Source organism: Pedobacter sp. R-06 (assembly GCF_049913135.1).
In the GTDB taxonomy this organism is placed as follows: Bacteria; Bacteroidota; Bacteroidia; order Sphingobacteriales; family Sphingobacteriaceae; genus Pedobacter.
The window spans coordinates 2,136,617-2,149,571 of the sequence record NZ_CP183977.1 but is presented as its reverse complement, the minus strand read 5'-3'; the positions used below and the strand labels follow the sequence as shown (position 1 = coordinate 2,149,571).

The window sequence follows — 12,955 nt, the reverse complement described above, 5'->3', positions numbered from 1 at the left end:
TTGGTTAACTGTATAAATTGTTTAACTGGTTAGTTGACTAATGCAAACTGAGAATTGTTAACTTAAAACTGATTACTATAAAACAAGCTCATTATGCAGCCTTAACAGAGTCTCTTCTGCATCATCGCAAAAGCCAGGATGCACTTTTGAGCACTGCACTACGGTACTTCTGGTTGCCGTGAGCCACCTAAAACGAGAAGCCTGGTCGTATTGACCAATGGGACCTGATCCTTTTGCACCCGTACTTATTCTTTCAAAAGCGCATAAGTTATCTTTTAGCTCTTCTAAATCTAGTTCAGCAGAAAAGGCCTTTACTCTTTTCTCATCTAGCGCAAAAACACTTTTCAAAAACTTTTGCTTAGCACAAAACAAAATAATGCCTACATTAATAAACTCTTCACGTTCTACCCTTGGCATTACGCGAATCACAGCGTACTCAAATAAGAATTTCCCTTGCATGCTGTGCTTCTTTTAAAAATATAGTTGAATGAGTTAATCTGGTAGTAAGAAAATGTGTATAAGCATTGCGATGCTCCGCTTTACTTTCAAAGTTCGTTTCGCCTTCTAACCAGTCATCAGGAATTAAATTAATCACCGCTTCGATCTTCTCAGGGCTAAGAAGTTTACTAAATTCCTCATTTACGCTTTCCAGTTCTGTGGCCCATGGTAACAATACATGGTCTTTTACCAAAAAGAAAGGTTTAATAGCCTGTTCTTCCCAGTTCTGCCAAGAATGATGAAAATATAATGCTGCACCATGGTCGATTAACCAAAGCTCTTTATGCCACAGCAACATATTGGTATTTCTGCAGGTGCGGTCCATATTGGTTAAAAAACAATCTAGCCATACAATCTGCGAAGCAAGTTTAGCATCAACGGTAGTTACAGTCGGGTCGAATGTTATTGCGCCAGATAAATAGTGTAATGCCAAATTTAAGCCCACGCTGGCTTTTAGCAGATCCTGGATTTCTTCGTCGGGTTCTGTTCTCCCAAAAGCTTCATCTAAATTGGCAAAAACCAATTCAGGTACACGCAAACCTAAATAACGGGCTATTTCGCCGCCAATTAGTTCGGCAATTAAAGCCCGGGGCCCCTGCCCTGCTCCTCTAAATTTCAGTACATATAAAAAGTTATCATCAGCTTCCGCAATGGCAGGCATAGAGCCACCCTCGCGCAAAGGCGTAACGTATCTGGTTACATTTACTGTTCTAAGTTGTAAATCGTTCATATCTGCAGATAAAATGGCCATTTATTTTATTTAGGCACAATTCTAAACTTGCTGCAAATTTAGCAGAATTCCAATAATAAATCGGTCAAAGTTTAGTCTTAAAGATCCTGACGACGTCTACTAAGCAATCGTTAAAATTAAGTCGTAATAGTCTTTTTTTTGAATCGCAATACTTGTAACCATTAGGAAGGGTTCAGTCCTGCTGTCCATTCCACCCGAAGAAAATCGGGGTCCATTTCCATCAGGGCTATTTAGCTTTAGAATAGTATTTTAGTAAGAAGCCTAAAGTCGGCAGTCTTAAGTCAATTATCAAGAGTAGATTGGCTATTGCAAGGAAACTGACATCATAGCAAAAGACCGATTAACCTAAGCCAGCCCATAGTGAAACGCCCCGGTTCTTCATTTGCCAGAAACGGGGCGGGACTACATTAAGCGAAGAACCACTCCAACTGATTTCCAAGTCATGAGAAGTGATGATTATAATTAGCTATTTACTACGCATTCGTTAGCACAACTAGTCATGCCCTAAATAAGCATTTCCCGCAGGCGTCATAGCAGACGACCATTGTACCGATTCGCGGTTAATTTTAATCAGGCCCATGCTTTCTAATTCTTCATATTCTTCTTCCATCCCACCTAAAACCGAAGAACTAACCTGTTGATTGATTACCTCAAGTAGAGATATGATTTCTGATCTTTCCATAACAATAAGTAATTAGATATATCTTAATTAACATAAATATACTCAAAATGTTTATCGCTTAACTAAACATTTTCAAGGCTTTAAGGTTGTACTTATACCTGAATTGATCACCATGGAAGCACACAGCTATTATCTCTTTATTATGGCCTTGCCCGTAGCTTGCATCGCATGGACAGTTACCAAAGAAGAAATTTTCAAAGAAGCGCGTGAATTTTGTGTAGACCGTTCGAAGAATTGCAATAAATTGATTAAAAGAAAGTTTTTTTATGTTTTTACCTGCGAATATTGTTTCAGTCATTATGTAACAGCAATCTTGCTTTTCATAACCAAATTCAAGTTAATTTATCCCGATTGGCGTGGCTATGTTATTTCTTTTTTCGCTATTGTATGGATTGCCAACGTTTACATGAGTTTGTATAACATTATTCGTATCGATCTGAAAAAGGAAAAGATTAAAGCAGCTAAAGAAGAATCGGAGCTAAAAAACGATTAAAACCATTTTTAAAAACAGCTGTTTTTTTAAGGTGTAAACCTAAAGTTATGCCATCATCAGTGATCAAATATTTTAGTTATGATGCAGCTGCTAAAATACTCAAAATCATATTCGTAACAGATATGGTATACTTCTACAAAAATGTTCCGGAGCGGGTTTATAAAATGTTAAAAGCTTCTGGATCAAAAGGAAGGTACTTTAACAGCAACATTAAGGATAAATTTAAATTCCAGAAACTAGAGGAAGAATAATATGCCTGAAGGTCCATCAATAGTAATATTAAAAGATTTAATCAAAGCGCTCCATTTGGGTAAACCGGAAGTACTGGAAGTAACAGGCAATGCAAAAAATTTCGACAAAGATAGATTGCTCCATGAAAAGATACAGGATTTTAAGAGCTGGGGTAAACATTTCTTGATCTGTTTTAACGATTTCACAGTCCGTATTCATTTTATGCTATTTGGCAGTTATTTAATTAATGAGCGCAAAAAAGCACCATTAAAATTGGGGCTTGTCTTTAAAAAAGATGAGTTAAACTTTTATACCTGCAAAGTCGACCTTCTGGAAGGAAATGTTAAAAATCATTACAACTGGGAAAACGATGTAATGGCAGATGAGTGGGACAGCAGTGCAGCCATTAAAAAGTTAAAAGAAAAACCCCAGGTGCTGGTTTGCGACGTATTACTGGATCAGCAAATTTTTAGTGGAGTGGGTAATATTATTAAAAACGAGGTTTTGTACCGTACCCGCATACATCCTTTAACTAAAATTGAAAACTTACCCCCCGCGAAATTAAAGGCAATGGTTAAGGAAGCCAGAAATTATAGTTTTGATTTTTTAAAATGGAAAAAGGAATATAAATTAAGTAAGCATTGGGAGGTATACAGTCAGAAAGAGTGTCCGCTTAAACATCAGATAGAGAAAGAAGAACTCGGCAAAACACATCGGCAAACTTATTTCTGTAAAAAATGCCAAAAACTATATGTCTAGCTAAAAAAATATTTTTTGGCTTAAAATCTTCCACTTATAAATATAAACCACTAAATGTTAAGCATTTAAATTATAGTACAACTTTCTTCAGAACAACGGACTATAATCTTAAAGTAAAAGATATGTTAAACTTTTAGGAATTTTACAAACTGTTCCTATATTTGTCCTCGAGAGCGTTAATTTAGATACGGGTATATGGCTTAGGCTGTATGCCCGTTTTTTGTTTTAGCCGTTGATGCATACGTTACAACTTTATCCAGGCAGATTCTCAACCATGGGGTATAGGTAGTCGGATTAACCGCGATATCTTGCGCTAAGGCCTCCAAATCCATATACTTAAAGGCTTCTACTTCATCATGGTTTATAACTGGTAATTCATCACTCATACCAAAAAAAACATGATCAACCTCATGTTCCGTTAACCCATCTTCAAATATTGCCTTGTAGGTGAATTTAAACAGATAGTTCAATTCACAGTCCATCCCCATTTCTTCCATCAACCTCCTTTTTGCTGCGTGGATATTACTTTCTCCAATCCGTGGATGACTACAGCAGGTATTTGTCCACAAACCTGCAGAATGATATTTGCTCATTGCTCTCTGCTGCAATAATAGTTCTCGTTTAGAATTAAAAATAAAAACAGAAAAGGCACGGTGCAATACACCTTTTTCGTGTGCTTCCATTTTATCCATCTGCCCTTTCGGCACATCCTCCTCATCAACCAGAATAACTTGTTCTTCCATTTAAATTACATTTAACTTGTTACGAATAATAGAACCAAACATCAAACCAACTTTACGCGTGTTCGAAATTCTTATCCTTTCAGTCATAATTTTTTCGGCACTTAAACGCTTTATCCTAGCGAATAATTTTTTATAATAGATATAGGACAAATATACGCCATTTCTGGATGCTGTGGGCAGTAGCTTAATACCAGTTAATGCGAGTGCAAATTCTGCTTCGATTTCTTTTTCGATTTCTTTTTTTTGATGATCGCAGAATAGGGCTAAATTAACGTTAGGAAAATAATTTCGACTAAGTGTTTGATGATCAGCCTTCACATCCCTCAAAAAATTAACCTTCTGAAATGCAGAGCCCAATTTCATGGCGTAGGGCTTCAATTGTTCGTAATCTGCGACATTGCCATTGGTAAAAACCTTTAAACACATCAAACCTACCACCTCTGCAGAGCCTAAAATATATTCGTTGTAAAGTTCTGGTGTATATTCTTGCATAGAAAGATCCATCTCCATACTCCTCAGGAAAAGAACTATCAGCTCCTGATCTATCTGGTATTGATTTACAACCCTTTGGAATGAATTTAAAATGGGGTTTAAACTAATCCCCAGTTTAATGGCTTCGAAAGTATCCTCCTTAAATTTCTCTAATAAAAAATTCTTGTCATAGTGATGAAAACTGTCTACAATTTCATCTGCTAAACGCACAAAGCCATAAATGGAATGTATGGGTTGGCGCAGTTCTTTACCAAGAAAATAAATACCATAAGAAAAGCTGGTACTATACAACTTAGTGGTAAGCCGGCTACAATTGGCAGATAGTTGATCAAAAATTTCTTTCATGTAAAACAGGGTATTGTATTGTTTTTTCAAATTCATCGAGCGTTTTAAACCAGTTGAAGTGATTGATATTGTTTAGTTTACCGATAACCTCACTATTTCCCGCAAGATGGATTTTAGCGGATGAGCATATTTCAGACAATTGATTTATGTATTTTTGTGCTGCAGGTTCCAATCTGGATTTTATCATAAAAAGCAAAACATGGCCTACATTTAATGTGGAAAATATTCGCTTAATTGAATCCAACGGAACTTTGCTTCCTAAGAAAATAACTTGATGATGATGCATTCTCAGCATATAACTGGCAAAAAGCAGCCCAATATCATGATCCTCGTCTTCCGGTAAAAAAAGAAGCCAGCTTTCACCAGTATGACTTGTCAAAGGAAGGTTATTGATATGTGTAAATATTTTTTGACGGATAATATTTGATAGAAAATGCTCATGTGCAGGGCAAATATCATCTTTTCGCCACATTAATCCCAAACGGACCAATAATGGATACATTATTTTCCGGTAGCAATCAGAAAGCCCCAACTGACCAATGCTTTGATCAATTAAATGATTAAATGAACGCTCATCAAAAGCCAAACCATGCCTAATAAGTTGCGAAACATAATCTGCCTGCTCATCATCCTTGGGATATGAGAACTGTTGGTCGAGAAGTTTATCAATCGCTTCATCAGAAAGGTTGCAGATCTTAGAAATTTTTAAACCGCCTTTATTTAAGCTTACAATGTTTAATAGCCTTCGGAGCTGCCTATCATCATATAAACGTGTATTACCTTGAGACCGCATCGGACTCAGGGCATTATACCGCTGCTCCCAGATCCTGATGGTATGAGAATGAATGCCCGAAAGCTGTTCAAGATCTGAAATAGAGTAAGTCATTATTTTGTTTAAATATATCCAATAAAATCTAAACAAAAAAATGAAAGAAAAGTTTTTACTCAACGTGCAACAATTACATCGTCAGCTACTTCAATGTTGATCGTTTAATTTAGGGCCATGTTCACTAAATAGTCCTTATTAGAACGCAGCAAATTTTAACAGTAGATTACGGTTAAATTAAAAGAACATGAAGTGATGGATTAAAATACCCTTTCGGTAAGCAATACACCTCTTTCACCGTTACCCGTTTCAATGGTATGCACATTTTTATAAGAATGGCTAAAGAAATCGTAGCCGTGCTCCCTTTGTTTAATAGCAACCGTACTTAGCGGATAGCTTAAATTAGTTTGCATGCAATGTAAACTACCGTTAGCCAGTAGAAGAAAATCACAATCGTAACCTTGCTCCTGCAGTTCAATAACCTTTTTAGTAATAGACACGTTTAATCTATTGGCGGTGCGGATTCTATTTTTCATGGGATATTGTTTTAGGTAATTAGGGATGATTATTTTGGTTATTAAATATATCTATTAATAACTACGATTCAAAATACAATATATTGTTATACAAGTAATTAAATAAATTTGTTTTATTCTTTTCGTAAAAACCTTCATCATCGGTTTTCGCTGATCATCTTTCCTGTATAAAAAACATATACGTATCATATTTACTACAAAAACCAACTAAACATCGTTGCAGGCCTAAAATAATTTCTTTATTTAAAAAGCAACCTATAATTTCGTTTAATCTTAAAATACGCCTAATGAAATTAACCTGTATCGTAATTGATGACGACATTCACGCCGTCAACGGTATAAAATCATACATCAATCATCTTACAAAGATTCATTTAATAAACTCGTATACAGATCCGTTACAGGCATTAAATGAAATTACGGCAGGAGATCAGGTTGACATTGTTTTTATAGATGTTGATATGCCTATGATTTCGGGATTAGAATTATCAAAAGCAATAAGGCATAAAACAGACAAATTAATTTTTACCACTTCGCATTCTAAATATGCCTATGAAGCTTTTGAAATGAATGCAAGCGCTTATTTATTAAAACCATATACCTTTGCCCGTTTTGCTGAGACCATAAACAGATTATTTCCCCTTAGTCCCAGCTTACCGAATGTTAGTATTAAACAAGAGGATGATTACTTCTTTGTAAGGAATAAAAATGAGAAGAACAACTTAATTAAAGTAAGGTATACTGATATTATTGCGATAGAAAGCCTGCAAAACTATGTACGGATTTTCACTCTAAACGAAACGATTGTATCATACATTGCACTATCAGAGATAAAGATCATTTTAAAAGACTATCAGAATTTTGCCCAGGCACACCGCTCATTTATTATTGCTAAAAACTACATTGAGAAAGTAGAAGGCAATACCCTAAAAATGATCAATGATTTAACCATCAATATTGGAAATAGTTACCGTGAGAGCATACAGGACTACATAAAAGAGAAAACGATTAAAACTAACCGCTCTTAAACTAATTTTTTAGTATTTTCGTTATCTAAACAATTAAACGCTTACGGTTTCATTGTTTAGCATATATAGCCGTTCCCCAATTAACTAGCCAAATGACGCTTACTACTAAAAAAAACAAATTACCCAAAATTTTAAACTGGTTTTCAGAAAAAAGACTTCACATTTTAGTTTGGACCATATTTATATTTTATGAGACCATCATCATCGGCATCTTTGCCGGTAGGTTCTCTACGCTGAGCACTTATGTTATTTTTTATAGTTTAAACATAGCCACGTTTTATTTTCACGCACACGTTGTTTTATTTTTTGCCTTAAAAAACCTTCACAAAAGATGGTGGAAATTACCTTTATTTATTTTACTCGAACTGAGCGCTTATTTAATACTAACGGTTTGTTTAGATTATATCGTAATTAATTATACCGATTATAATGGCCCCATTAAACTGGTATTTAATGCAGCTTTCTTTGCTGCACCGATTTATCGTGCTATATATTTTATGTGTTTTGCCACCAGTTACTACTTTCTCCTTAATTTTCTAGAAGAGCGCAAGAAGATTGAAGACCTGGAAAAACAACGGTTAAATAACATTATTCAAATAGCTAAATCAGAAAATGCTTTTTTAAAGGCACAAATACAACCTCATCTGTTATTTAATACGCTCGATTTTATTTATCAAAACGCTAAAGATTCATCTCCAGTTGCTGCAGAAGCCATTCATTCTCTGGCAGAGATGATGCGTTATTCGGTTGACAGCAATAAGGATAAAGAATTCATTTTGCTTGATGAGGAGATTAACCAGGTAGAAAACCTCATCAACCTTCATCAGCTCCGTAAAGATCACCATGTACAGCTCCGTTTCTGGTACGACGACGAAATACGCAACATTAAAATCATTCCTTTAGTGTTGGCCACTTTGGTAGAGAACATGTTTAAACACGGCGAGCTGCTTACCGAATCACATCCTGCCGAAGTGAGTTTGAGAACTGAACATGATCAGCTTATTATAGAAACCTCAAACTTAATAAAGGCAGTTAAAGATAATTCAGGTTTAAGTTCTGGCATGGAAAATATAAAGAAGCGTTTGGCCTACACCTATGGCAAAAATGCTGAGTTCAGCTACTTTACTGATTCTAACCAGTATTTCAAAGTAATTCTGGTGATTAAAATTAGATAAGAAAATTTGTTTTAATAATTTTAGTTTAAAATTTCAAATTACACAATAATTTCAAAAGAAAAACTAATTTTCCTTGCCGAATACATAAAAATCCGTTTCGAATGTGTTTTTTTTTTCATTTTAATGGTTGAAATTGTAATTTGCATCAACTAAACCTATAAAAAAATGTCAATAAGTTGTATCGCTATTGATGATGACCCTCATTCCCTAGAGAGTTTAATAGCATATATGGAGAAGCTGCCTGATTTAAAGCTTATCCAAACTTTTACTGAACCGCTCAAAGCTCTAGCAGAAATATCTGGATCTAATCCTGTCGACATTATTTTTATGGATGTCGAAATGCCTTCGCTCTCTGGAATCGAATTAGCAACCTTATTAAGGCAAAAAACAAAACACCTGGTTTTTACTACGGCGCACCCAAGATATGCCATTGATGCTTTTAAAGTTGATGCAGATGCTTATTTACTTAAGCCCTACTCTATTTTACATTTTACTAAAACAATAAACAACCTCTATCCAACTGGAAAAAAAGCACAACATCCTTTTTCCGTTTTCGAAGATCATTTCTTTTACATCCCTTTACAAGGAGAAAATGCTGATCTGGTAAGAATAGATCTGAATGAATTGATTGCAATAGAAGAGATGGGGGAAGATATTCAATTTAAAACTACAAAAAATGCTTTTCTAAGTTCAAAATCCAATTTTACCAAGACTTTGAAAATGTTAAAAAAACATTCGGCATTTATCCAGGTTAACCCTACTGTTGTTATTGCAAAACAGCACATCAAAAGTGTACTCGGCAATAAAATACTGCTTTCTGGCGAAACATCCTTTACCATTTCTGGTACATATATAGAACTTTTCGCAAATTTTATCAAAAACAATCTGCTTCAGGAAAAACCCCGTCCCGGCACCATAATGTAGCCTTTAATAGTCTACCATCAACATCGAATCAATTTTTAACGTATAATCAAAACATTACGCCTAAAATTTTGTATTAGGATAGTCTATTTTATTATTAATTAATTGATTTATCTGTTTTGAAAAGAGTGTTGGTTGTGGATGATGATCCAGATGTATTAGAAGTTTTCCAGGATGTATTAGAAACCGAACATTATAAAGTTTACCCACTACTATCGCCACGGTATATTTTTAAAACAATAAGAGATTTTAGTCCCGATCTGATTATTCTAGACATTATGTTGAATGGAATGGATGGGCGTGCTGTGTTTAAAGAGTTAAGGTTAAATCCTGAAACAGAGCGTATTCCCATTATTATGGCATCGGCCAGGTACGATGAAAATTATATTACATCGCAAAAATATCATCCCGATGATTATTTAGAAAAACCCTTTAATATGGCAGATTTGCTCCAAAAAGTAAGTGCTTTAACCGAAAATTAAAAAATCAGATATGAAATTAAAATTACTATTATCTCTTCTGTTGTTATGTGCAACAGTATCCGTCAAAGTAAAAGCACAAAGCAGACCAGATAAACTCTATTCAATGAGTGGAATTGGCTTTGCATTCCCAATGGGCGAAACTTCGGATTATTTTAAGCCGAAATTTTCAACATCATTAGGTTTAAACCTGGGTTTGGGCGACGGTGGTTTGTTCTTGTTCCCCAAGGCAAGTTTACATGCTTTTACTTTTAACCAGATAACGCCAGACGCGGGTTATACCTACACCTTACAAAAAGGCCGTGCAACCACCTACTTGTTAAATGTTGCTTTAGGGTATCGTAAAATTGTAAACAAATGGGCTTTTTATGGTTTTGCCGGTGCAGGCGGAGGTTTTATTCTTACACCTCAAGCTAGTGTTAATACTACTACCCTGCAGGTTACCCAAGATAATAAATCAAATGGTTTGGGTATTGCCGAAGGTGGAGCCGGTATTGAATATAATATTGGCGGCGCTAACTTATTTGTAGAGGCCAGTTACATGTATGGCTTTAGTAAAATCCAGAACAGAGCTTTTAACACTGTACCGATTTCTATAGGCATTAAGCCTAATTTGAGTAAACTATTAAGTAAACTTTAAACATTTACATACAAAATACCAGAGCGGTTACGTTAAATACGTAACCGCTTTTTTTATGCTAAAGAAATAATCAAAATTATTTTCATACTAATTATTTTAGCATAGATTTGTATTTCAAATTAATTTAATGTTATACGCAGTTGTAGATATCGAAACCACTGGCGGTCATGCCTCAGCAAATGGTATTACCGAGGTTGCCATTAACATCCATGATGGCAATGAAATAGTTGAATCTTACACTACCCTAATTAATCCGAAGCAGCCTATACCCGTTTACATTACTGCGCTTACAGGTATTGATGATAACATGTTGTTGGATGCCCCAACTTTTGATGATGTTGCTTTGCAGATTTATCAATTATTAAACGATAAGATTTTTGTGGCGCATAATGTAAACTTCGATTATTCCTTTTTGAAGCATCATTTGGCAGCTGCAGGATATGATTTACAATGCAAAAAACTTTGTACGGTAAGGTTGAGTAGAAAACTAATTCCCGGCAAATCATCTTATAGTTTAGGAAAACTTTGTACAGCCTTGCAGATACCGATCCAAAATCGCCATCGGGCAGCCGGAGATGCAGATGCAACCAGCATCCTATTCAATTTATTGTTAGAATATGATCAGCAGGGCATAATAGTAGAAATGCTGAAGAAAACATCGAAAGAACAGGTTTTACCGCCGCACTTAGATAAAGCTTCTATTCTGAGGCTACCTCATCAACCTGGTGTATATTATTTTAAAGATAGTAAGGGGAAAATTATTTATGTTGGAAAAGCAAAAGACCTTAAGAAACGCGTAACAAGTCACTTTACAGGTAATACACCTAACCGGCAACGGCAGGATTTTTTACGCACGATTCATCATGTAGACCATGTAATTTGCGGCACCGAACTGATGGCCCTAATTTTAGAAGCCAATGAGATTAAACGCCTTTGGCCTGAAAACAACCGGGCAATGAAACGTTATGAGCATAAATATGATTTATATGTTTTCGAAGATCAAAACGGCTATTTGCGTTTAGCGATAGATAAACATAAAAAAAACAATAACGCCTTCCAGAGTTTCAATAGTCTGTTGGAAGGTTATAATTTCTTAAATCAACTGGTTGATAAGTACCAGCTTTGTGCAAAGCTCTGTTACCTGCAAAAAACGGCAACTAAGTGTTATGCGCATGAAAATGGGCAGTGTTTTGGTGCATGCAGTGGAATAGAAACGGTTTCCGTTTACAACAAAAAATTAAATGCGGCGTTAAGCGACATTCGAAACCAACAACCAAGTTTTGCATTGGTAGATGAAGGCAGAAAAGAAGAAGAATTTAGCTGCCTGATTGTTGAAAACGGAAAATTTTATGGAATGGGTTATTTTACAGATAAAAATTACTTATCAGATGGCCTGGCTCCCATTAAAAAGGATTTATCTATCTATCAATCTAATAGTTATATCCTGAATTTAATTTTAAATTACGCAGAACAACATCCGCAGAAATTGTATAAATTGTAGAAAATTTAATTCAATGCGATTAAGCTATTCTGCAATAATCCTGCTATTATTACTTTCATCCACTTTGTGTTTTGCACAAAATATAATGTTTATAGAAAAGAATATTGGGAAGGAAATATATCAAAAAACGGAACATGGTGATACCAGATCTACGTATTTAGGAAAAATAACAGATAAAAACCAAAAGAATCTATTTTATGTAGTTAAAGAATTTAGCCGAGTAAAGGCTGCAATTATATATCATGGCAATAGTAGACTTATATTCTATAATGCAGATAAAAAATTCAAGGCACAATATCATTTCGATATGCCTGATGAGCTACCTTTTAAACTAAATGCCAATACACTATATTTTATCGATAAGGATCAAAAACCGGCCAAAATATTAACCTTATCAATAAACGACCGATTACCAGAGCAGATCCTCAACAGTCATCAAGCCTCCTTTACAAAGTAAAAAGCCTTATGGATAACTTAACCTTTACCACACATTGCCTATCTTTTGATGAAGTTATTGAATTACCTCATTTCGAAAAAATTTCTTTCCGGGTAAATAAAAAGATCTTTGCTACACTAAATCTTCAAAAAAAGCAGGCAACATTTAAATTATCGGAAATTGATCAATCTGTTTTCTGCGATTTTGATCGGAACAGGATATGGCCGGCTACTGGGGCCTGGGGCAAACAAGGATGGACAATTTTTGACCTAGCGGAATTAACAGATGATATGCTTATCGATGCACTTACACTTTCTTATTGCAACGTAGCGCCTAAAAAGCTTTCCGAAAAATATAAATATTAAGTGTATCATTCCTAAAGTGCTTGATGAGCTAAAATGTCTTAAATGGCAACAATT

18 protein-coding genes are annotated in these 12,955 nt (G+C 35.1%); 11 read left to right on the top strand and 7 right to left on the bottom strand.

The genetic code is table 11. The annotated features are described in order from the left end of the window. Positions 1 to 75: 75 nt before the first annotated feature. The 3 genes from ACN9MR_RS08810 to ACN9MR_RS08800 all read right to left on the bottom strand — a co-directional run bounded on the left by ACN9MR_RS08810 (position 76) and on the right by ACN9MR_RS08800 (position 1,931). Entirely contained in the window at positions 76 to 459 is a 384-nt protein-coding gene (locus tag ACN9MR_RS08810; RefSeq protein ID WP_426329239.1) for a DUF3037 domain-containing protein, read from the bottom strand. Beyond that, positions 437 to 1,249, bottom strand: coding sequence for a HipA family kinase (locus ACN9MR_RS08805; protein ID WP_426329238.1), 813 nt, complete (start codon positions 1,247 to 1,249; stop codon positions 437 to 439). The genes ACN9MR_RS08810 and ACN9MR_RS08805 overlap by 23 nt, the downstream gene beginning before the upstream one ends. A 493-nt stretch (positions 1,250 to 1,742) precedes the next feature. Beyond that, positions 1,743 to 1,931 carry a hypothetical protein gene (locus ACN9MR_RS08800; RefSeq protein WP_057934571.1) on the bottom strand — a complete coding sequence of 63 codons (189 nt, stop codon included), beginning with the start codon at positions 1,929 to 1,931 and terminating at the stop codon, positions 1,743 to 1,745. Positions 1,932 to 2,043: 112 nt separating this feature from the next. On the opposite strand from ACN9MR_RS08800, the gene ACN9MR_RS08795 reads away from it, so the two are divergent. The 3 genes from ACN9MR_RS08795 to ACN9MR_RS08785 are packed head-to-tail and all read left to right on the top strand — an operon-like array spanning position 2,044 to position 3,414. Beyond that, a complete protein-coding gene (locus ACN9MR_RS08795) occupies positions 2,044 to 2,424 on the top strand; it encodes a hypothetical protein (protein WP_426329236.1) in 381 nt (126 codons plus the stop codon). A 47-nt stretch (positions 2,425 to 2,471) separates the two neighbouring features. Beyond that, complete coding sequence (locus ACN9MR_RS08790; RefSeq protein ID WP_426329234.1) at positions 2,472 to 2,675, top strand: KTSC domain-containing protein; 204 nt, start codon at positions 2,472 to 2,474, stop codon at positions 2,673 to 2,675. A gap of 1 nt (position 2,676) precedes the next feature. Continuing rightward, positions 2,677 to 3,414 carry a DNA-formamidopyrimidine glycosylase family protein gene (locus tag ACN9MR_RS08785; RefSeq protein WP_426329232.1) on the top strand — a complete coding sequence of 246 codons (738 nt, stop codon included), beginning with the start codon at positions 2,677 to 2,679 and terminating at the stop codon, positions 3,412 to 3,414. A 200-nt stretch (positions 3,415 to 3,614) separates the two neighbouring features. Here the strand turns inward: ACN9MR_RS08785 and idi are convergent, their stop codons facing one another. From idi to ACN9MR_RS08765, 4 genes are all read right to left on the bottom strand, one after another. Then, positions 3,615 to 4,157 (bottom strand): isopentenyl-diphosphate Delta-isomerase, encoded by a 543-nt coding sequence (idi, locus tag ACN9MR_RS08780; RefSeq protein ID WP_426329230.1) that lies wholly within the window; start codon positions 4,155 to 4,157, stop codon positions 3,615 to 3,617. After that, on the bottom strand, positions 4,158 to 4,994 hold the full coding sequence (locus ACN9MR_RS08775) for a phytoene/squalene synthase family protein (protein ID WP_426329228.1): 837 nt from the start codon (positions 4,992 to 4,994) through the stop codon (positions 4,158 to 4,160). Next, positions 4,978 to 5,880 (bottom strand): MerR family transcriptional regulator, encoded by a 903-nt coding sequence (locus ACN9MR_RS08770; RefSeq protein ID WP_426329227.1) that lies wholly within the window; start codon positions 5,878 to 5,880, stop codon positions 4,978 to 4,980. The genes ACN9MR_RS08775 and ACN9MR_RS08770 overlap by 17 nt, the downstream gene beginning before the upstream one ends. A gap of 200 nt (positions 5,881 to 6,080) precedes the next feature. Next, positions 6,081 to 6,356, bottom strand: a complete 276-nt coding sequence (locus tag ACN9MR_RS08765) for a hypothetical protein (RefSeq protein ID WP_426329226.1) — start codon at positions 6,354 to 6,356, stop codon at positions 6,081 to 6,083. Positions 6,357 to 6,643: 287 nt separating this feature from the next. Between ACN9MR_RS08765 and ACN9MR_RS08760 the strand changes: the two genes are divergently transcribed. The 8 genes from ACN9MR_RS08760 (at position 6,644) to ACN9MR_RS08725 (ending at position 12,901) form a co-directional block, all read left to right on the top strand. Continuing rightward, entirely contained in the window at positions 6,644 to 7,384 is a 741-nt protein-coding gene (locus ACN9MR_RS08760) for a LytR/AlgR family response regulator transcription factor (protein WP_426329225.1), read from the top strand. Positions 7,385 to 7,476: 92 nt separating this feature from the next. Then, positions 7,477 to 8,559, top strand: coding sequence for a sensor histidine kinase (locus ACN9MR_RS08755; RefSeq protein ID WP_426329224.1), 1,083 nt, complete (start codon positions 7,477 to 7,479; stop codon positions 8,557 to 8,559). 165 nt (positions 8,560 to 8,724) lie between these two features. Next, a complete protein-coding gene (locus ACN9MR_RS08750; protein WP_426329223.1) occupies positions 8,725 to 9,483 on the top strand; it encodes a LytR/AlgR family response regulator transcription factor in 759 nt (252 codons plus the stop codon). 125 nt (positions 9,484 to 9,608) lie between these two features. After that, positions 9,609 to 9,962 carry a response regulator gene (locus ACN9MR_RS08745; RefSeq protein ID WP_426330220.1) on the top strand — a complete coding sequence of 118 codons (354 nt, stop codon included), beginning with the start codon at positions 9,609 to 9,611 and terminating at the stop codon, positions 9,960 to 9,962. 10 nt (positions 9,963 to 9,972) lie between these two features. Next, positions 9,973 to 10,599, top strand: coding sequence for an autotransporter outer membrane beta-barrel domain-containing protein (locus tag ACN9MR_RS08740; protein ID WP_426329221.1), 627 nt, complete (start codon positions 9,973 to 9,975; stop codon positions 10,597 to 10,599). A 127-nt stretch (positions 10,600 to 10,726) separates the two neighbouring features. Beyond that, positions 10,727 to 12,100 (top strand): exonuclease domain-containing protein, encoded by a 1,374-nt coding sequence (locus ACN9MR_RS08735; RefSeq protein ID WP_426329219.1) that lies wholly within the window; start codon positions 10,727 to 10,729, stop codon positions 12,098 to 12,100. 85 nt (positions 12,101 to 12,185) lie between these two features. After that, the gene (locus tag ACN9MR_RS08730) at positions 12,186 to 12,557 is read left to right on the top strand and encodes a hypothetical protein (RefSeq protein ID WP_426329218.1); all 372 of its coding nucleotides are present in this window, start codon (positions 12,186 to 12,188) and stop codon (positions 12,555 to 12,557) included. Between the two features lie 8 nt (positions 12,558 to 12,565). Further along, positions 12,566 to 12,901, top strand: coding sequence for an MmcQ/YjbR family DNA-binding protein (locus tag ACN9MR_RS08725; protein ID WP_426329217.1), 336 nt, complete (start codon positions 12,566 to 12,568; stop codon positions 12,899 to 12,901). The last annotated feature ends 54 nt before the right edge of the window (positions 12,902 to 12,955 follow it).